General features: G+C 37.4%; 17 protein-coding genes. 11 read left to right on the top strand and 6 right to left on the bottom strand.

The features are described 5' to 3' along the window. Window positions 1-8 precede the first annotated feature (8 nt). The 3 genes from BHU72_RS11330 to BHU72_RS11340 are packed head-to-tail and all read left to right on the top strand — an operon-like array spanning window position 9 to window position 5,274. Window positions 9-881 carry a 4Fe-4S dicluster domain-containing protein gene (locus tag BHU72_RS11330; protein ID WP_069702731.1) on the top strand — a complete coding sequence of 291 codons (873 nt, stop codon included), beginning with the start codon at window positions 9-11 and terminating at the stop codon, window positions 879-881. Between the two features lie 15 nt (window positions 882-896). Next, window positions 897-2,168: an NrfD/PsrC family molybdoenzyme membrane anchor subunit gene (nrfD, locus tag BHU72_RS11335; RefSeq protein ID WP_083248420.1), complete on the top strand. Its 1,272-nt coding sequence runs from the start codon at window positions 897-899 to the stop codon at window positions 2,166-2,168. Next, window positions 2,134-5,274: a molybdopterin-dependent oxidoreductase gene (locus tag BHU72_RS11340; RefSeq protein WP_069702733.1), complete on the top strand. Its 3,141-nt coding sequence runs from the start codon at window positions 2,134-2,136 to the stop codon at window positions 5,272-5,274. The genes nrfD and BHU72_RS11340 overlap by 35 nt, the downstream gene beginning before the upstream one ends. 121 nt (window positions 5,275-5,395) lie before the next feature. Here BHU72_RS11340 and BHU72_RS11345 read toward each other — a convergent pair whose 3' ends face one another. Beyond that, window positions 5,396-6,097 carry a class I SAM-dependent methyltransferase gene (locus tag BHU72_RS11345; protein ID WP_069702734.1) on the bottom strand — a complete coding sequence of 234 codons (702 nt, stop codon included), beginning with the start codon at window positions 6,095-6,097 and terminating at the stop codon, window positions 5,396-5,398. A gap of 290 nt (window positions 6,098-6,387) precedes the next feature. On the opposite strand from BHU72_RS11345, the gene BHU72_RS11350 reads away from it, so the two are divergent. The 6 genes from BHU72_RS11350 (at window position 6,388) to BHU72_RS11375 (ending at window position 14,050) form a co-directional block, all read left to right on the top strand. After that, complete coding sequence (locus BHU72_RS11350) at window positions 6,388-6,936, top strand: polysaccharide deacetylase family protein (RefSeq protein WP_176720471.1); 549 nt, start codon at window positions 6,388-6,390, stop codon at window positions 6,934-6,936. 202 nt (window positions 6,937-7,138) lie between these two features. Beyond that, the gene (locus BHU72_RS11355) at window positions 7,139-7,798 is read left to right on the top strand and encodes a 4Fe-4S dicluster domain-containing protein (protein WP_083248422.1); all 660 of its coding nucleotides are present in this window, start codon (window positions 7,139-7,141) and stop codon (window positions 7,796-7,798) included. 17 nt (window positions 7,799-7,815) lie between these two features. Continuing rightward, entirely contained in the window at window positions 7,816-10,905 is a 3,090-nt protein-coding gene (locus tag BHU72_RS11360) for a molybdopterin dinucleotide binding domain-containing protein (RefSeq protein ID WP_069702735.1), read from the top strand. A gap of 140 nt (window positions 10,906-11,045) precedes the next feature. After that, window positions 11,046-11,978, top strand: coding sequence for a substrate-binding domain-containing protein (locus tag BHU72_RS11365; RefSeq protein WP_069702736.1), 933 nt, complete (start codon window positions 11,046-11,048; stop codon window positions 11,976-11,978). Further along, window positions 11,965-13,398, top strand: a complete 1,434-nt coding sequence (locus tag BHU72_RS11370; protein ID WP_069702737.1) for a sensor histidine kinase — start codon at window positions 11,965-11,967, stop codon at window positions 13,396-13,398. The genes BHU72_RS11365 and BHU72_RS11370 overlap by 14 nt, the downstream gene beginning before the upstream one ends. 1 nt (window position 13,399) lies before the next feature. Then, the gene (locus tag BHU72_RS11375; RefSeq protein WP_069702738.1) at window positions 13,400-14,050 is read left to right on the top strand and encodes a response regulator; all 651 of its coding nucleotides are present in this window, start codon (window positions 13,400-13,402) and stop codon (window positions 14,048-14,050) included. Window positions 14,051-14,146: 96 nt separating this feature from the next. On the opposite strand, the gene selD is transcribed toward BHU72_RS11375, so the two are convergent. Beyond that, the gene (gene selD, locus BHU72_RS11380) at window positions 14,147-15,133 is read right to left on the bottom strand and encodes a selenide, water dikinase SelD (RefSeq protein WP_083248425.1); all 987 of its coding nucleotides are present in this window, start codon (window positions 15,131-15,133) and stop codon (window positions 14,147-14,149) included. Window positions 15,134-15,262: 129 nt separating this feature from the next. Between selD and BHU72_RS11385 the strand changes: the two genes are divergently transcribed. Next, entirely contained in the window at window positions 15,263-16,171 is a 909-nt protein-coding gene (locus BHU72_RS11385) for a LysR family transcriptional regulator (protein WP_069702740.1), read from the top strand. A 279-nt stretch (window positions 16,172-16,450) separates the two neighbouring features. Here the strand turns inward: BHU72_RS11385 and BHU72_RS11390 are convergent, their stop codons facing one another. Beyond that, window positions 16,451-17,179 (bottom strand): stalk domain-containing protein, encoded by a 729-nt coding sequence (locus BHU72_RS11390; RefSeq protein ID WP_069702741.1) that lies wholly within the window; start codon window positions 17,177-17,179, stop codon window positions 16,451-16,453. 150 nt (window positions 17,180-17,329) lie between these two features. On the opposite strand from BHU72_RS11390, the gene BHU72_RS11395 reads away from it, so the two are divergent. Further along, window positions 17,330-17,548 carry a hypothetical protein gene (locus tag BHU72_RS11395; RefSeq protein ID WP_069702742.1) on the top strand — a complete coding sequence of 73 codons (219 nt, stop codon included), beginning with the start codon at window positions 17,330-17,332 and terminating at the stop codon, window positions 17,546-17,548. Between the two features lie 98 nt (window positions 17,549-17,646). On the opposite strand, the gene BHU72_RS11400 is transcribed toward BHU72_RS11395, so the two are convergent. Genes BHU72_RS11400 through BHU72_RS11410 form a run of 3 tightly spaced genes read right to left on the bottom strand, consistent with a single transcriptional unit; the run spans window position 17,647 to window position 20,359 of the window. After that, complete coding sequence (locus tag BHU72_RS11400; protein WP_083248427.1) at window positions 17,647-18,543, bottom strand: cell division protein FtsX; 897 nt, start codon at window positions 18,541-18,543, stop codon at window positions 17,647-17,649. Further along, window positions 18,540-19,214: a cell division ATP-binding protein FtsE gene (locus tag BHU72_RS11405; RefSeq protein ID WP_069702743.1), complete on the bottom strand. Its 675-nt coding sequence runs from the start codon at window positions 19,212-19,214 to the stop codon at window positions 18,540-18,542. The genes BHU72_RS11400 and BHU72_RS11405 overlap by 4 nt, the downstream gene beginning before the upstream one ends. Continuing rightward, a complete protein-coding gene (locus BHU72_RS11410; protein ID WP_069702744.1) occupies window positions 19,211-20,359 on the bottom strand; it encodes a coiled-coil domain-containing protein in 1,149 nt (382 codons plus the stop codon). The genes BHU72_RS11405 and BHU72_RS11410 overlap by 4 nt, the downstream gene beginning before the upstream one ends. Window positions 20,360-20,386 lie beyond the last annotated feature (27 nt).

Consider the following 20,386-nt stretch of genomic DNA (forward strand, 5'->3'; position numbering starts at 1 on the left):
TGATTGCAATGGAAGATAAGAAAAAGCCGAAGCATTTTAGAAAAGACATTATCAAAAAGGGTTTACTTGTAGGAGGGGGACTCTTAGTAGCCAATGAATTGCTAACAGTGGAGCCTCTTATCAATGCAGCAGAAGCAAATACAACAACAAGTGTTAAACCTGTACCAAATTCGCTATCGCAGGAAGACAATATCATCCGTATGCAAAGAGAATTACATCAGGCTCTAGAAAAACCGATTGATCAAGTTCATTGGGTAATGGTGATTGATCAGAAAAAATGTGTTGCTTGTGATGGATGTACAGTTTCCTGTATCTCTGAAAACGCATTGCCACCAGGTGTGGTATATCGACCGGTTATCAAAGAAGAGGTTGGGACGTATCCGAATGTTAGAAGAAAGTTTACACCACGTCCTTGTATGCACTGTGAAAATCCAGCCTGTGTGAAAGTATGTCCAATCGCAGCAACATATAAACGAGAAGACGGTATCGTATCCATTGATTATGATAAGTGTTTAGGATGTCGTTATTGCATTACAGCATGTCCATATGGAGCTAGAAGCTTTGACTGGGGTGAGCATCACACAGATAATACACCAGAGGTTATGCCATATGAGATGGAGCCAGGGTACGAATATGGTGAAGCAAGAACTCGTTCGAAGGGAGTATCACCTGTAGGAAATGCTCGTAAATGTCATTTCTGTGTTCACCGATTACAAAATGGTATGTTACCTAGCTGCGTGACGACTTGTATCGGAAGAGCAACATATTTTGGAGATTTGAATAACTCAAAAGGCTTAGTTGCAAGTTTAGTAGGTAGCCCGAGAGCTACAAGATTATTAGAAAAACTAGGCACAAAACCAAGTGTGTACTATCTAACATAGTAGGAGGTGGAATCATTGAAACGTCTTTACTTTTTATTGATTGGTTTATTTTCTTTAGTTGGATTATGGGCAATTTACTATAGATTAACAGAAGGTTTAACGATGACAGCGCTAACTAGTAATGTAAGTTGGGGACTGTGGGTGGTATTCTATATCTTTTTTATTGGTCTATCAGCAGGGTCATTCCTTTTATCGACAATGGTATATGTATTTGGAATGAAGCAATTTGAGAAAATTGGTAAGTTGGCATTAGTATCAGCGTTCTTCGCTTTATTAGGAGGTTTGCTATTCGTTTTTATAGATTTAGGACATCCAGAGAGATTCTGGCATGCACTAGCGTATAGACAACTAGGATCTATATTATCGTGGGAAATCCATTTCTACCTCTTATACATGGCAATCATAGTGGCGGAATTATGGTACTTACTTCGTGAAGATGCGGCGAGATTAGTTGCTACTACTTCAGGAGTAAAACAAACATTTTTAAAAGCAGTAACATTAGGATACAAAATTCCAAATAGCCAGCAGAAACTAGCTGCTGATCGTGCTAAATCCCATAAATGGATGAAGATATTAGGAGTTGTTGGCATTCCAACGGCAATCGGTGTTCACGCTGGAACAGGATCGTTGTTCGCAGTAGTTATGGCGAAACATGTTTGGAATACGGCATTAACACCAATTATATTTTTAGTATCGGCACTCGTGTCTGGAGCAGCGCTAATGATGATTTTATATGCATTCTTAGTAGATAAAAACCGACAAGATAAGAGTATGTTACAGAGCCTAGAAAGCTTACTGATATTATTTATTGCCGTTGATTTATTACTGGTTGCAGCTGAATACGTAGTGGGGTTATACAATTATGTCCCAGATGAGAGAGGAATTCTTCTTGATATGCTATTTGGGGAACGCTGGTATATCTTCTGGCTAGGACAAATTACCTTAGGAGCGATAATTCCAATTGCTTTGCTGAGCAAGAGTAATAAGAGCTCAAAAGTCTACGGCCTAGCAGGGATATCGACAATTCTTGGTATCCTGTGTGTCCGCTGGAACTTAGTCGTACCAGCATACCTAAAACCACAATTGTATGGACTGGATGAAGCTTATGTCAACAGTCGCTTGCTATATGAATATACACCAAACATGATGGAATGGGTGGTAAGTTTTGGACTAATTTCGATTGTAGTACTATTATTTAGTTGGGCTTTAAACCTACTACCAATTATGGAGAATAAGGAGGTTGAACATAGCTATGAACAAACAGCCGAAAGAGTGCACGCTATCTAGACGCGATTTTTTCAAGACAAGTGCTTTTTTAGGTGGAACTGGATTCCTAGCAACAACTTTTCCGCTAGCCACGAAAAGTTATGCTAGCCAGTTAACATCTAAAAACGAATATCCATATACAAATTCAGAGAACATACTATACTCATCTTGTTTGCAATGTACAACGGCTTGTAGTATAAAGACAAAAATTCATGATGGTGTAGTTATGAAGATTGACGGAAACCCGTATAGTCCCATGACATTCGCTAAAAACATACCATACGAATTATCACCTGAAGACGTGACTCATATAGATGGCAAGTTATGTGCTAAAGGGCAAGCAGGGATTCAACATGTTTATGACCCTTACCGTGTCAGAAAGGTATTAAAAAGAAATGGCCCTAGAGGCTCTAATGAATGGATTACAATTCCATTCGATCAAGCTATCGAGGAAATTGTCAATGGTGGCAAACTCTTTAGTGCCATCGGAGAAGATAGAGAAGTAGAAGGTCTGAAAGATATTTACACTCTAAGAGACGCCAAAGTTGCGAAAGAAATGGCAGCGGATATTGCTAAGATACGAAAAAAAGAAATGACTGTAAAAGAGTTTCAAGATAAGCATCGTGACAATCTGCACGTTTTAATCGATCCTGAACACCCAGATAAAGGGCCGAAAAACAACCAATTCTTATTCCAGGTTGGTAGAATACACAACGGTCGCAAAGAATTCACAACTCGATTTGTAAAAGATTCATTTGGGAGTGTCAACTGGATTGAGAAAACTACTCTTTGTAGTCAAACAGTTAATAAGGCTTGGACTAAATCAACAAGCACATTTGAAAATGGCAAATGGACTGGTGGAGTTAAAACACCGCGTCCTGATCATGCGAATACGGAATTTTTAATTGTATTCGGCTCAATAATATTTGAAGCAAACTATGGACCTGTTCAACAATCGGAGCCAATTACAGAAGGTCTAGAAAGTGGACGATTGAAACTAGCAGTTGTTGATCCACGAATGACAAAAGTTGCGTCAAAAGCTTGGAAATGGGTTCCAATGAAACCAGGTGGTGACGGAGCATTTGGACTTGGTATGATTCGTTGGATTCTAGAAAATGAAAGATATGATAAGAACTTTCTACAAAATTCAACTGCGGCAGCGGCAAAGGCTGCGGGAGAGCCAGGCCTTAGCGATGCTACCTATTTAGTAAAAATTGAAGGAGGACGCGCCACAAAACAACTCAGAGCTGATGAAATTGGAATTGGGACAAAAGATCAGTTAGTTGTTCTAGTGGATGGTAAGCCTGTAGCAGTCAATCCGAATGATTCAGAACAGATTATTCGAGGAGAATTATTTGTAGATGCGTTATTAGAAACAGGCATTCAAGTTAAAACACCGTTGCAACTAATTAAGGAACAAGCGTATTCAAAGTCTGTTGTAGAATGGGCTGAGATTGCTGGCGCAGAAGAGAAAGATATCGTTGAGCTTGCACGTGAGTTTACATCTTACGGGAAAAAAGCATGTGTTGAATTTAATCGTGGTGTTTACAAGCACACTAACGGCTGGCATGCTGCACAAGCATTAATAGCATTAAACATTCTCATTGGAAATTTTGACTGGAAGGGCGGTACGGCACGTCCTGGTGGCGGCTGGACTTACGATGGTAGTAAAGAAGGACAACAATATCCTATAGGTAAGTTGCATACCAATAAACTTTCGAGCTTTGGGATTCCGATCACGAAAGAAGGCTGGCAGTACGAAGAATCAACCCTATTTAGTGGCTACCCAGCGAAGCGTCCTTGGTACCCATTTAGTGGAAACGTTGCGCAAGAAACGTGGCCAGCCATTAACGATGAATACCCATACCCGATGAAAGCTGTATTAATAAGCTCGCATACACCTATATATTCAATTCCTGGTGGGCAAGCACAATTAAAGACATTGTTAGATGTGAAAAAAGTTCCTTTATTAATTTCTTGTGATATCGTAATTGGTGATACAAGTATGTATGCGGACTATATTTTCCCAGATGTAACATATTTAGAGCGTTGGGGAACTCCTCAGCAATCGCATCATACTCGTGTACGATCAAGTCACGTAAGACAGCCAGTCATTGCTCCACTAACGGATACAACAACTGTTTTCGGAGAAGAAGTACCGTTGTGTTTAGAATCGCTAATGATGGCTGTGGCAGAAAAACTGAATCTATCAGGTTTTGGTAAAGATGCATTTGCAAAAGGATCCGGTTTGTATCGCCCTGAGGATTATTACTTCAAGTTAATAACAAACATCGCCTATGGAAATGGTCCTGGGGATGAAGTACCAGATGCGAATGAAACAGAAATGGAATTATTCCGAAAAACTCGAAGCTTTTTCCCGAAATATGTGTTTGATGAGGATCGTTGGAAAAAAACGATAACAGCAGAAGAGTGGAAAAAGTTCGTCTATATCATGAATCGCGGTGGAAGATTTCAATCCTATCAAGACTCATACGACGGTGATTTCATAAAGAGTAAATTCAAATATACGAGATTTTATATAGAAGATGTAGCCAATGCAAGACATTCAATGACGGGCGAATACTTCTATGGCTATCCAATCTATGAGCCAATCAAAGATTCGATGGGTAATGAAGTAAAAGATCAAGAACAATTCCAACTTGTCACCTATAAGGAGGCATGGGGAACACAATCGAGAACTATTTCAAACTACTGGGGTCAATTGAGCATTTTACCTGAAAATTACGTGGTTATGAATAAAATGGATGCTGATGCATTAAATATTTCTGACGGCGATATGGTTAGAGTAACTTCTACAAGTAATCCAGAAGGAACACACTTGCTAGATAATGAAAAATCTAGACCAATCGTAGGTAAAGTTCAAGCGATTCAAGGAATCCGTCCAGGTGTAATAGGGATTTCTACACACTTTGGTCATTGGGGCTATGGTTCAAATGACGTAAATGTAGATAATCAGGTAATTAAAGGAGACGCGCGCAGAGGACTGGGAATCCATCCAAATCCGTTGTTTAGATTGGATGAGCATCTGAACGGAACTCCCCTGAGTGAGCCAATTGGTGGTAGTGTATCGTTCTTTGATTCACGTGTTAACATAAGAAAAGTTTAACGTATAAAGCCGTGAGTATGATCCCCTCTAACTCTAGCTTTAAATAATAAAAATACAGCGACAAACATAAGCACTTCCTTTATGGGTAGCGTCTAGTTTGTAGGCTGTATTTTTTTGATAATTACTCTTTGAACCAAGTAGCAACAAGGAACCCCGCATTACTATCAGGATATTTCCCGCTTCGTGCTAATTCTATTTCTTTCAGATCGTGTATATCGGTATCTTTCATATTGATTAATTCGTTAGGATGAAGCATTAAACCATATGAATACTTAGGTGTTTTATGATAAAAAAAATCAATGTCCGTCTTCGTATAAAACTTCGCTTTAGAGAAAATGCTGTCAGGATTTTGCCCTTGATCGAGATATAAAAGGCCCCAAGGACTTTCTTTCTGGATGCAACCTATAGAGATGCGTCCACCTTTTTTGACAACTCTCATGGCTTCTGTAATAACTTTTTTTGGGTTTTGTACAAATTCGATAACCGTGTTGCCAATTACATAATCAAAAGTATCATTATCAAAAGGAAGAAGAGAGATATCAGCAATTTGATATTTTACACTGAGATGAGGGTATTGAAGTATTTTTGAATTTGCGACATCGATCATTGCTTGAGAAATATCAATTCCAGTTACTTGCAATCCTTTTTCTGCGAAATACATAGATATAATTCCAGTTCCACAACCAAGGTCTAAACATGTTTGTCCTTCAGTTGGCTGTAAAGCATGCCATAATAATTCTTTCTCGACCGTATACACAAATCCACCAATTGCATGTTCTAACCAAATATCGTAGTTGCTTGCAACTTTATCAAACGCACTCATTTTTGGACCTCCTTTTATAGTTTTTGGGACTCTATACCAATCTTGCATAGATAATATTAGAAATTTGCATTTTCTAGTAACAGAACTTACGTGATATAGTACGCAATAATAGATACATTGTAGCTCTAATAATAAAATATCACATCAATAACTCGTCTAACAAATGATATATTTTGAGAGTCTATAATTATAAAATAAGAGGTGGTTGCATGATAAACCCATGAGTAGTGAAAGAACAGATCGTGTACGATCCCAGTGATTCAAGATGGATAAAAAATTGTATTCAAATAATGCCTGTTTCAAAACATGTGCTTTTAACATTTGATGATGGGCCTAGTCGCCAACTTATACCGATATTAAATATATTAAAAGAGAAACGCGTGAGAGCCATGTTTTTCTGGAATACTAAGTTGCTATACAAGGAACGGCCATGGCAAAGAGTAATACGAGAAGGGCATATCATAGCTACTCATTGTCATAGCCATAAAAAATTAGATAATTTAACAAAAGAGCAACAGTATAAACAAATTAAAACGAGCATTACAATACTAGAAGATATTACAAGAATCAAGGTGAAATATTTTAGACCTCCATATGGTAGATTCAATGAAGATACTATGGTAATTTTACGAGATTTAAATGTTCTACCTGTAATGTGGGATATTTCCTCTTGTGACTGGATTAATAAGGAAGCACCCGAGAACATTATTTGTAATGTGATTAGTCATATTTCTGATGGTTCGATTATCCTTTTACATGAATTAAAACAAACGGTTACTATTCTTCCTCGGCTTATCGATGAAATCCGAAAACAAGGGTTTCATTTTACGCTACTCTAATAGAAAAATAAACTGTCTAAATGAGATGATTTTATGTTTGAAGGCACCTGAGGCATATCAGGACCTTTTTTATTTACAAAAGAGTAGGGGAAACCCTACCATCAAATAAGGATGACCCCACATTTTCTTCAAGATTGCAAGGCGTTATACTAAATATGAAGGCAAATTCATAATTTGGATTGCCAATTGAGGAGGTGTGGGAATGAAAAATAAGCTAGTCTTGAATAGAAGAAAATTTCTTCATGCTACTAGTGGTGTTTTATTAACAGGTGCTGCTTTAACGGTTTCAGGTTGCGAGCTCGAGGAACAAGTTCCAATCAAAGCACATTGTGGAATGATTATGGATGCTTCAAAATGCATAGGTTGTATGGCTTGTGTAGCGGCATGTAAATCTGAAAATAACGTACCATTGGGAGTTAGCAGAACAAGAGTAGTAGATGGAGAGCAGGGTAGCTATCCTAATGGAAATCGAATCTTCAAACCAGAATTATGCAACCAATGCGAGAATGCTCCATGTATTGAGCCTTGTCCCGTGGGCGCAACTTTTAAAAACGAGCGCGGGTTAGTAGTGATTGACCAAACCAAATGCATTTCCTGTGGACTATGCGTACAGGCATGTCCATACAGTGCTAGGTTTATTCACAAAATGGCGAATTCAGCAGACAAATGTGATTTATGTGAAAAAAGAAGACAGCAAGGTTTAATGCCGGCTTGTGCTGAAGTATGTACAACAGCTGCAAGAATATTTGGTAAAGTCACTGATAAAGATACAAAGTTTGCGCAACTATTAAAAAGATCGGACCTAAGTGTAGCTAAGCCGGAACTGAATACAAAACCACAAATTTATTATATTGGAATATAGATTAGGAGGTGAATGTAGTGACTAACGATAATAAAGAATTTGAAATCGAAAAAGAAACAACAGATAAAGATAGGGCTTCGAGAAAAGATTTTTTGAAGAAAGCTGGGATGGCAGGTCTTGCTGGAGCGGCAACATTGGCAACAAGCACTTTTCCGGTAAGAGCCAATCAGGATAGAAAAGCAAACAAAAAATTAGATTCGATAGGTACTGAGTTAGATCACAATGTAAGAAACGTATACACAAATTGTCTAGGCTGTGATCATCGCTGTGGGGTACGTGTCCGTGTAGAAGATGATAGAATTACTAGAGTCCAAGGCAATCCGTACAGCCCACAGAATATGGCGTTTGACGAGATTGAATATGCAACTCCTGCTAAGGAATCTTTAAAAAAGGCTGGTAGGATATGTTTAAAAGGTGGATCAGCAGCACACGTAGCGCATGATCCTTATAGAATTATTAAACCTTTAAAAAGAAAAGGTCCAAGGGGATCTGATCAGTGGGAAGTTATCTCTTGGAATCAATTAATTGAAGAAGTAGTAGAAGGTGGTAAGCTTTTTAAACATATTGGAGAAGATCGACATGTTGAAGGATTAAGAGAGGTTAGAAGTTTCGATCCGGTTGACCCATTACAACCAGAATTAGGCCCTAAGGCAAACCAAGTACTCTTTGCCAATGGCGGTGGAGGTTATCAGCAACCTAGACCAGGACTCATTACTCGTTGGACTGATTCATATGGAACTATTAACTATGTGGATCACACAGATGCATGTCAGCTAGGATGGTATATGGGATTCCGCTTTGCCAATGATTTCAAAGCAGATAACTGGCGTCCTGATTATATTAATGCGAAATTCATTATGACAATGGGTATTACTGTGTTTACAGGCGGAAAGCCTGGGTTAATAGGTATCTCATCTCTAGCTACAAAACGGGTAGAAGAAGGTCAACTTAAAATGGTAACTATCGATCCTAAGGCACCAAGAACGAAGTTGGCAAAATGGGTTCCAGTTAAGCCAGGTAGAGATATGTCGATACTGTTAGGTATGACTCGTTGGATTTTTGAAAATGGAAAGTTCGATACCAAATTCCTTGAGAATACTTCCGAAAAAGCTGCCAAAGCTGATAAGGAAAAGACTTATTCAGGAGCGACTTATCTGGTTATGCCGGAAAAACGTCGCCATGTGCGAGGTAAAGATATCGGTTATAGTGGGGACGATGCAGAAAAATATGTTGTTCTAGATCCACAAACCAAAGAAATGAAATTATTTGACCAAGTTGATCATGGAGAACTCTTCTATACAGGAGAATTGGAACTTGAAGGCAAAAAAACTCAAGTCAAGACGGGACTGACTGTTTGGAAAGAACTGACATATGAGCATACGCTTGATGAATATGCAGAAGATGCTGGTGTATCTAAAGCTACAATCATAGAATTAGCAACAGAGTTTACAAGTTATGGTAAACAGGCAGCTACTGATAGCTATAGAGGGCTTGGACATCAGCCAGGTGGCGCATACATTGGTTGGGCAATGTGGATGATGAACAACCTAATTGGGAATATCGGCCATAAAGGCGGACTTGTAAAAGCTGGAGGAAACTTTGATTATACAAAAGGTTATTATGATCTTAAGCTGTCAGGAGCTCCTAAAAAAGAGGGAGTAAGACTTGATAGAAGACAGTTTGAATATGAGAACACAACGGAATATAAGAATTTAGTCGCCGCTAACAAAAATCCATACCCATCAAAGCTGCCTTGGTATCCGCTGAATATACGAGGTGGTGCATGGTGTGAAATGTTTATGGGTGCAGATCATAAGTATCCATATCCAGCAAAGATTGCAATCACGTATTGGGCTGATTTAGTTTATAATAGCCCATCAGGGACAAGATTTGAGGAAACATTTAGTGACACTGATAAGATACCGCTTCATATTGCAGTAAGTACACAATATGGAATGACGGCAAGATTGGCTGACTACATTGTTCCTGATTGCACCTATTTAGATGGAATGTATTTCACATTAGGATATCATTTCTCACCAGTTAAAGTAAATGCTCTTAGAGCACCTGCTGTGACAAATCCTGCCGGAGTAACATTAGAGACCTTTTTAGCAGACACTGCTAAACGTTTAGGTATGGTAGGTTTTGGTGAAGGAGCAATACCTGATAAAAATGGAAAATTGCATCCGTTTCATATAAGTGAAGACTATTGTGCAAAGGCATATGCCAACATTGCATATAATGCTAAAACTCCGAGTGCATCAGCAGAAGAAATCAAGTTTGTTGAGGAAAATCACGTTTGCACGGATTTATTTAAAAAATCGATCACAGAAGAAGAGTGGGCAAAAGTATGTTATTTATTAGCTAGGGGTGGAGTCTTTGAGAACTATGAAGACGCATTTGATGCTGATGGGCTTCATAAACACACTCCTGCTCAACCGTTTTTCTTCTATAGTGATCGGTTGGCAAAAACTAAAAACCCAGCGACTGGCGAGCTGTGGCCAGATTTACCTCGCATTGATTTGCCAGGAAAAGATTTCTTTGGAAGATCCATTGATGAATTGGATGGACCTGAATACAATTTTTATCTAACATCAACAAAACATCCGACGATGACGAAGGGGAGATCACAGAATTTCTATTGGGCATTAGAAATTACGCCGGAAAACTACGTGGAAATCAATGTGAATGATGCTCAGAAGCTTGGTATAAATGATGGTGACAAGGTAAAGGTGTCATCTACAGTATTACCTAAGGGCGCAATAGGAAATGCTAAAGTCACAAATCTAGTTGCTGAAGGTGTTGTTGGTATCTACCACTCGTGGGGACAAAGAGGCTATGGTGCTACGGATGTCCAAATAGATGGAGCTGAGCAAGCAATCCAAGGTATGAAACTAGGCAAATGGAACGATAATCTCTTTGGTGAAGAGCTTAAAGGGTTTATCCATGGGAATCACGTAATCAAGGACTCCCGAAGAGGCAAAGGTATCTTTGCAAACGAGTTGTGTGGTTTGTTTGAGTATAATGGGAATCGAACCATAAGCGTTGATCCAACAAATGGAGCACCAAACTATTATTATCACAAAGTAAAGATTGAAAAGGTTTAAATTTCTCCCTTCTAAGTAAGTATATATTTTTTTTCCATAATAATAGTAGGAATGTAATTCCTACTATTATTATTTCTTACTTTAGTGTTATAGAGCATTTATAGATATTAATGTATACTAGATTGCAAGGGGGATTCGTTATGTTAAATAGGAAAACAATGATTTTTATGGCGATTATTCCGTTATTGTTGGGCACAATTTTCTTGTATGAAGTATTAAATCGTAATGATAAAGAATATGATGTTGTTTTTGCTGATCTAGAAGAATATAATAGCAAGCAAAATATAGAAGGTCAAAAGCTCAGAGTCGCCTTAGCTACTGGTATATCACCAAAAAGCAATTTGCAATATTACACTGATTTAATGCATTTTATTGAACAGAAAACAGGATTTCATATAGAAGTAATTCAACGGAAAAGTTACTCAGAGATTAATAATTTGTTATCCTTAAATTTAATAGATGTGGCACTAATTTGCTCTTCTAGCTATGTTATTCTCGAAAATGAAGTTGATTTGTTAGTTGCTCCTGAATTTCATGGAGAGCATCAATACCAATCATTTATAATCGTTAAGTCGGACAGTGATATTCATAGTTTTAATCAATTACAAGGGAAAACGTTTGCGTTTTCTGACCCAATATCTACAACAGGTTTTTTTTATCCTAAATCCCTATTGTTAAAGAGTAATCATACAATGGATAGTTATTTTGCGAATTATTTTTTTACTTACAGTCATGATAATTCTATTTATAGTGTTATAAATGGCTTAGCAGATGGGGCTGCTGTTGATAGTACAATTTTTCGGAAATTAACGAAACAAGACCCCTTGATATTAGAAAAACTTCGTGTCATAAATAGTTCACCTTATTATTGCAATTCGCCAATAGTAGCAAGTAAAAATTTAAGTCCCGATATTAAGAAACGTTTAATTGATGCACTTATTTCTATTAACGATAGTGCTGAAGATAAAGAACTGTTTCAGAAGTATGGCATTACGGGGTACCATGATGAAAAAACTGTTAATTATAAGGTAGTTAAAGATTTAGTACATGAGGTTCTAAATGAATCAAAATAATAATTTATTATATAAACTTTATGAACTAATAAAGCTTAATAGGCTATTGTCGATTCGTATAAAATTTATGGGTATTGTTGTACTGATGGTTTTATTACTTGGATATTCAAATCATTATGTTATTACTAAAAATCTATCCAATCTTATTGAAGAGCAATTACTGCAACATGCTAGGTCTCTTGGTGAGAATTTATCTGCTATAGTTGCCGATCCGGTTCTTACGAATAATCTTTACGAACTTCATAATATTATTGATAGGACGATTCGAGATGATATTCATGTCCGATATATTTTTATATTAGATACTAACAATAACATCGTTGTGAGCAGTCTCCCGGAACAATTACCGAAAGGGCTTCGTGAAATCAATGAAACAGTAAATAATGAGATTTCTATTAAAAGGCTACAAACAGACGAAGGAATAATATGGGATTTAGCGGCACCTATTGCCGATGGGTTGGCAGGCACATTACGTATTGCGATTACAGACGAGTATCGGGTACTTGGTATCAAACAAGTAACTAAGAATATTATTATAAGTTCATTTGTAATTATGTTTATATCACTTATATTGGCATATCTATTAACCCGCCTTTTGACAAAGTCTTTATTTACGCTTTACAACTTTACTAAACAACTGGGACAAGGAAAATACGATATACTTATAAAACCAGACATATGGGCTGGAAAAGAAATCAATAGCTTAAATAGTGCATTTTATGAAATGGTTAAGAATTTAAAGACTTTACGTGAAAAAGAAGAGAATGCGCAGAAGGCGAGAAAAAACTTGCTTCAAAAAACTATTAATGCCCAAGAAGATGAGCGGAAGAGGATTGCTAGAGAGCTACATGATGAGGCAAATCAACATTTAGCGGCTATAAACTATGGATTAGATAACTTACGGCATATAAATGATATAGATAGAATAAAAGCTGAAGCGCAGGAACTAAAAGTTCTTGTAAAAGAAGCATCCGATAGTTTGCGTGCTTTAGCATGGGAATTAAGACCAAAGTTGTTGGATGAATTTGGACTTGTATTAGCTATGAAAAAATATTTAGAATATTTACGTGTGCAATATGGCTTGATGATTAGTTTTACATCTAATGTTGACAGTATCCCTGTTCCGCATACTCATAAAATTTCAATTTACCGTATTGTACAAGAGGCACTTATAAATATCATCAAACATGCAAATGCAAAGAAAATTGAAGTTGCAATCCAAAAAAGTAAAGAAAATATTATTATAACTATAGATGATGATGGTATTGGTTTTGACCATTATGATAAAGAATCATTAGGAATATATGGGATGCATGAAAGGGCTACATTAATAGGTGGTAAACTGAATATAAACTCTAACGTTGGGGAAGGGACAACTGTATTATTGTCGTTAGAGATAAATGTGGAGGAGATTGAATAATATGGAAATTTCCTTAATTCTAGCAGATGACCACGTAGTTTTGCGTAAGGGTTTAGTAAATTTGCTGTCAAATCATGGTTTTCAAATTGTAGCTGAAGTAGGTGATGGGATAGAGCTGATAGAGGTTTTGAAAACTTCTAAAGCTGATGTTGTTATACTTGATATTTCAATGCCAAAGCTCGGTGGATTAGATGCTATTGAAGAGATTAGGAAAATATCTGATAGCATTAAAATCATCATGTTAACCATGCATAAGGATGTTGAATTTTTACAGAGAGCAATCAGTTTAGGTGCTAATGGATATGTTTTGAAAAGCACAGGTGAAGTTCAATTGGTAAATGCCATTAAGCAAGTTGTTAGCGGTGAGGTTGCAATAGATTTTGGAATTAGTGAATATATTCAAGAGGATTTTTTGGGGAATCTTGAGACGCATAAATCACATCCGAATGATAATCTGACAGTTTCATTAACATCTAGAGAAGTCGAAATTTTAAAATTAGTAGCCAAGGGATATACGGATAAAGAAATTTCAAATCGGCTGTACATTAGTGTAAAAACAATTGAAAAGCATAAAACAAATATAAAAAAGAAAATAGGAGTTAAAAGGTTAGCGGAGCTTATACGTTATGCTGTTGATCGAGGATTCATTTAATTCAATATGTAATCCATGAAACCCAGCAATGTAATGGATTACATTGCTGGGTCCGTTTTAGTAGCATAAACATTTAGGGCAATGCATTTTTTATAATTATAGAAACCGATATTGAACATAAATCGGTAACTCTCTTTTTTCCGTTACAGCACCTATTTTATATAACGGCAAATTGTTCTTTATAAAACGGTATTCAAGTTCGAGAGCCTCAGTTTCTGGGACTGTAAACAATAAACCACCCGAAGTTTGTGGATCGTGTAACAACCATTCCTCGATGACAGATAAGGGGGACAGATGCTCTACTTGATGTCTATAAGCCAATAAATTATTTCGCAAGCCTTCTGAAGCAGCTCCTTTTTCTGCTAAAAAAAATGTGTCAGATAGGTAAGGGATATACCTGCAATCGATATTCATTGAAACATTACTATTTATAGCAATTTCTAACAAATGTCCGATTAAACCATAGCCAGTTACATCGGTACTGGCATGGATTGTTCCTTGTTTCATAGCTTCAGAGGCGTATTTATTTAATTGAACAGCATGGGTAATGAATTCTTCAGTTTGTTGCTCACTAATGTATTTTCGATCAATAGCTGCTGTATATATACCAAAACCTAATGGTTTTGTTAGATAGATATGGTCACCAGGTTTTGCCATTGATTTAGAATAAAAGTGATTTAATTCTGCTTTACCGGTTACAGATAGACCGTATTTTGGGCAATAATCGTCGATTGTATGGCCCCCACCTATTATGACTCCCGCTTCTTTGCATTTATCTTGACCACCCTTGAGGATGTCTTCCAGGTAATGAAGTGGTAAAGTATTTGTTGGAAAACACACGATATTGAGAGCAATCAATGGGGTTGCCCCTTTGGCATAGATGTCACTTAAAGAATTAGCGGCAGCAATCAACCCAAAAATGTATGGGTCATCAACTACTGGAGTAATAAAATCTACGCTTTGGACGAGTAAAGAGTTCTTGTATGAATATGCTAAAGCATCTTCGCCAACGCCTGCAATTATATTCTGATCTGTTTCTGGATTGAGTGTACGCAAGACCTGCGTAAGGTCAGTCGACCGTATCTTACAAGCTCATCCAGAACCAGGGGAGAACGAGGTCAGTGTAATCGATGAGTTTTTCATGACTATTAGCTCCTTCGAAAAAGTAATTCTTGTATTATATTAACACATTTTACGGTTGAGGTGAGAATCTTGGAATTTCATCAACTAAAAACTTTTTACTATGTCGCTACTTATTTGAATTTTTCAAAAGCCGCGGAAAAGGTTTCATTAAGTCAACCAGCAGTTTCGCGGCAAATAGAATCATTAGAAAAAGAATTCAATGTTTCTTTATTCAATCGATCGGGGAAACGGGTCAAACTGACTGATGCTGGTAATCGTTTGCTACAATATTCGCAAAAAATTCTCATGGTCGCTGAAGAAACAGAAAAAGCAATGCTAAATCATAGTAGCATTGAAGCAGGAGAAATTTCATTAGGGGCTGGTACGACGGTTGGTAATTATATTGTTGCACCTTTGATTTGTGAGTTTATGAATCGCTATCAAGATATTCATATTGATTTAAAAATTGATAATACGACTGCTATCATTGAACAAATGAAAAAAGGCTCTATTGATATGGCTATTATCGCTAAATCTCTAAATCATCCCGAATTTTATTACCAGCCAATTATACAGGATGAAATTATATTAGTTTGTAGTAAAGAACATCCTTTAACTAATATTGAAAATCCAGCCATTGATCAAATTGAAAAAGAAATATTCTTCCTAAGAGCAAGGGGGTCTAATACCAGAGAATGTACGGACAAAATTTGTGCAGAAAATCAACTAAATCCAATTCGAATTAACGAATTTCAGACGAATGAAGCTATTAAACAATCAGTTAGTAGCGGATTTGGTATTGGATTTCTTCCTGTGTGTGTGATGAAAACGGAGTTGGAATGTGGTCGTCTCGTTCCTATAGGCAATATGAAATACAATAGAGAGTTTGCACTAGTTTATCCCAAAAGCAAATACCCTTCTTCAGTAGCTCTTATTTTTAACTCGTTTCTTAAAAAGAATATATATAAATATTCATATGTTATTGAATCATCTTTGTAACATACGTCAAGTTCCCGTTGGGGTCTTTTTCATATATGTAAATGAACCGACCCTTTCATGCGCTTTCTGGAGAATGTGCAGATGGAGTGTTGTCGGGTATACATTGTTTAGAAAATTAGAGTAACAACAAGCCGTCTATGTTCCAGTTGGTAAAAACTTAACGGACCTTTTGGCTTTATATAATGATGATATTACGAACATAACAATCCTGCTGGATAGTTATATATTTTGTGAAGATAATTAAATTAGAGGAGGTCTTGCCCTCCTCTAATTGAGTAATTATTGAAGTACGCTCTTTAACTCTTCCGATAGGGTATCTCTCTTCTCTGACGAAACACTCCAAACATCGTAAGCTAATTTGGTAGCATTGGTATGGTGGTGTATGAACATCGAATATGGTGATGATGCTTGGTGATGTTGAACAAGGCCGTCTATTGCATCAGAGTATGCTTGGATAGATTCGCTCAATAATACCAAAAATTCGTCTAATAGTTTAACGTCAATTCCATAAACAATGACAAGTGCGTTTTTCTGGGACTTTAAGCGGTCTGATTTACTCTTGGCATTTTTGATAAACTCTTGGGCGCTGGCTAAGTGCTTTTGATCTTTCTGCTCTTTTTGCGCTAAGGAATAATCAACAAGCTGCACCCGATAGGTGAAGTCCGTCAGATCCTTGGCAAAACTTGCAATGTCATTGTACAATTCCTTTTCTCTATACAACTGCAGTGTATCATCTTGATCCAACCGAATCGTCTCTATTGTGGCATCCCAACCAATGGTAATGCCAGCTTTTTCTGCGATAGGACGAACTGGGAGATATGAATATCCATTATACACAATTGGATACAGAGGGACTCCTTTGTCGGATGGGGTAAAGGGCTCGCCATTCCATAGAATTTTTAAGTTGCGATTGACTACAGCGTTGATCTTTTCTGTAGGTGATAGGGAGAATACTGTGACTGGAAATAATAGCGATATGATTAGGATGAAAATCAGATATTTTCTCAAAACAATCAACTCCTATAAAATGTTACTTCCATTGTATTCCCCTGTCCTAATAATCAGTACAGCATTTTAATTTTTGCTGCGTAGGATATTCATTTAAGTTTTAGGGAAAATAATAATGAATGAAGCTACATGTAGAAAGGAAGGGATTATATGGACTGGCATGAATTAAATGATTTAGGCGATCAATTGAGAGATATCGGACATCGCAGAAGAGAGTTAGCTGAGAAGATCGTTTCAGAAGTGGAAGAGGGAGACCAAGAAGAGTCCATTCATTTATATCAAGAGTTAAGCTCGTTAAGTAACTCGGCGATTGAACTAATGACGAAACAAAAGCGTATGATTGAACAGAAAATCAAGCGCTTACAGTGAATATGTATTAAAAGGCAGCTCATAATCGAGCTGCCTTTTAATACTAGTATCAATCATATCGTCCTAATACACCCGACATTGGTATAAACAAATGTTTATCATTTTGATTCGTTAATTTTTATGGAAGTCAATCCTAGGAGACTGCCTAACAATCCCAGGATAAGGCTAACACCAAATATTAGAATGCGTATATTGCTAATTACATCAGCTTTCAATGGAAGAGGAATAAACGGCATTAACCCCTTTAATTGAGTAAAAATGATATTGATTATGGTAACGATTCCAAGTGTAGCTAGGGCACCTCCGGTAACGGTTAGTAACACCCCAGCAAGTACAAACGGAATCCCGATAAAAGTTTCAGGTGCTCCAAGCAATCGTAAGGTATTAATTTGGTCCCTGTTATTATAGATTCCCTGGCGAATCATATGAGAGATTATAATAATGGTAGTAATTCCAACAGCAATGATAATTAGCGAGCCGATTAATTTAAGCCCTTCGGTGAAGTCCTTAATCTGTTCCAAAACCTCTCGGTTATCCCTAACATACTCTATACCTTCAATGTGCTGGACATTATGTAATACTGAATCCATATCGTCTAGATTGATGCGAATTTCAACAAAAGGCTCAAAGGGATTTTCCTTAAACAATGTAAGTATATTTGCTTCATCTCCAAGGAGTTGTTCCATTTGGATACGGGCCTCAATCTCCGAGACATAGCGCGCGTCTATTACCCCTGGAAGTACTTTTACAGCTTCCACTACGGACATCCCTTTAGCTTCATCGATTTCTTCTGAAAAATAAGCGCTTATCTCGGCTTCTTCACTAAGCGTAGAAACCAATTGGTCTCCGATGAACCAACCCGCAAAGACCATGCCCAGAATAAAGAATATAAGTCCAGTGCCAATAACGGAAAACAGGTTAGACAGCGGGTGAAGGCGAATAGTTCTTAATGCTTCTGATATAAAATAACCTAGGTTGTATATGAATGTCTTCATTCCTGTTCACCTCGTTCCACCCTGACTTCGCCCGATTTCACACGAATAAAGGTAGCCTTTTGGTTTCCTTCAATTAGATGCGTGGCATGAGTTGTCAATATAACTGTCGTATTCTGATCCTGAAAGGAGGCAAGTAAATTCAAAATATTCACTGCGTTTTCACGGTCCAGGTTGCCAGTAGGTTCATCCGCGATAATTAACGCTGGTTTTCTTGATACAGCACGGGCTATCGCTACCCTTTGTGCCTGGCCCCAAGACAAATGCTCTACAGAAGTATAGATTTTATGCTCTAGCCCAACTTTTACTAAGGCTTCCATTGCATCTTCTTTCATTCTTTTAGGTGACATACCTAGAAAACGCATTCCCATCATAACATTTTCCAAGGCCGTCCTTCCCTCAATCAGTTTAAATTCCTGAAATACAGGCCCTATGGTTTTACGAAGATTCCGGATAGAGCCAGCTTTCCCTTTCACCATCGAAACTCCTGATACCTCAAGCTTCCCACTGGTCACGTACTCCATTCCTAGAAATAGCTTAAGCAGGCTAGTTTTGCCTGAGCCGCTAGGGCCCGTGATGTATACCAATTCTCCGCGTTTTATTGTTAGATTCACATCTCTTAAAGCAACCGTTCCATCCTTATAAGTTAATGATATGTTCTTTGCCTCTATCATCGTAATATGCCTCTCGCTCCCTTTAGATTCGGTCTAATTTCAAACACAAGACGGCCCTCATGAATCTGCACATTGTTGATTGTAAACTCAAAGATTAAACTATCAGCTAGGGATTTAAAATCAATCAGTAGCGGTCCTTTTTGAAACAATTCATTCATAGAGGCCTGATCCAAGGGTAACCCATAGAAAGTGCCGCTTGTAACTCTATACTCTATTGCAGTATCACCGACAATTGTAAAATTACCTTCAAGCAAAAGATGCTTATCAGGAAAATCAATTAAGACCTCGTCCTTTTTAAAATGGAAAACCGTGTTAGGATATTTGGAATGTTCTTTTAGTATACGATTGAAAGTATCCTCTGTAAGAGTTCCTTGTGCCCTTAAAAAATCAATTTTTAGATTCAAGTCCTCCATCGTCAAATAATCACTTTCGATAATCCGCGTAATATCCTCTAAGAAATCTGCAAATAGCTTCTTGCAATCCAACCACATAGTCTCTAGGTTTAGCAGTTGCTTTTGGTAAACAGCAAAATCTCCCTGTAGGGAGGCTAGGTATTGTTCCTGCTCGAGCTTCAGTAGCTCAATCTTATGTAAATTTTCCAAGAGCTCGGTTTTTTTATCCTCCAGAAGACCTGCTTTTGCATCCAAAATAGTCTTCTCTATCTGAAGAGTACTTTGCGCTGACTCAAGCTCATTTAGTAAATTGCCGACATTACGCGATAGATCTTTCAATACATTGAGACTTTTAAGGAATTTTGATAGGCTATCCGCACTAAACAATATTTCAAGGTAAGTAGCTGGGCCATTTCGTTGGTAATTGACCAAAACCTTCTCCAATATGTCCAACTGCCAATCATAATCCTGCTGCTGTCTAGAGATTCCTTCCGTCAGTTGTTTCATCTGTTGCTGCAAAGCGTCTATATCGGCAGTAATTCTTTCTTCCTGCTGCTTCATCTCCTTAATATCTTGAGCGATAGAAAAGAGTTTCTCTAGGACAACCTCTTCATCAGCGGAAATACCTGTAAGCTTTTCTTTTGTCTCCTCGATTGGTTTAACAGAGGCAAGAGATTGGAAAGGAAGGATGATAAAAGAAGAAATTAGTAGAAATGCGGTAAAAAAGCGCCCCCATTTTCTGAAACTTGTCATTCTGCTCTCTCCTTTGTATTTCTATCA

Origin of the sequence: Desulfuribacillus stibiiarsenatis, assembly GCF_001742305.1 — a bacterium.
Lineage (GTDB): Bacteria > Bacillota > Bacilli > Desulfuribacillales > Desulfuribacillaceae > Desulfuribacillus_A > Desulfuribacillus_A stibiiarsenatis.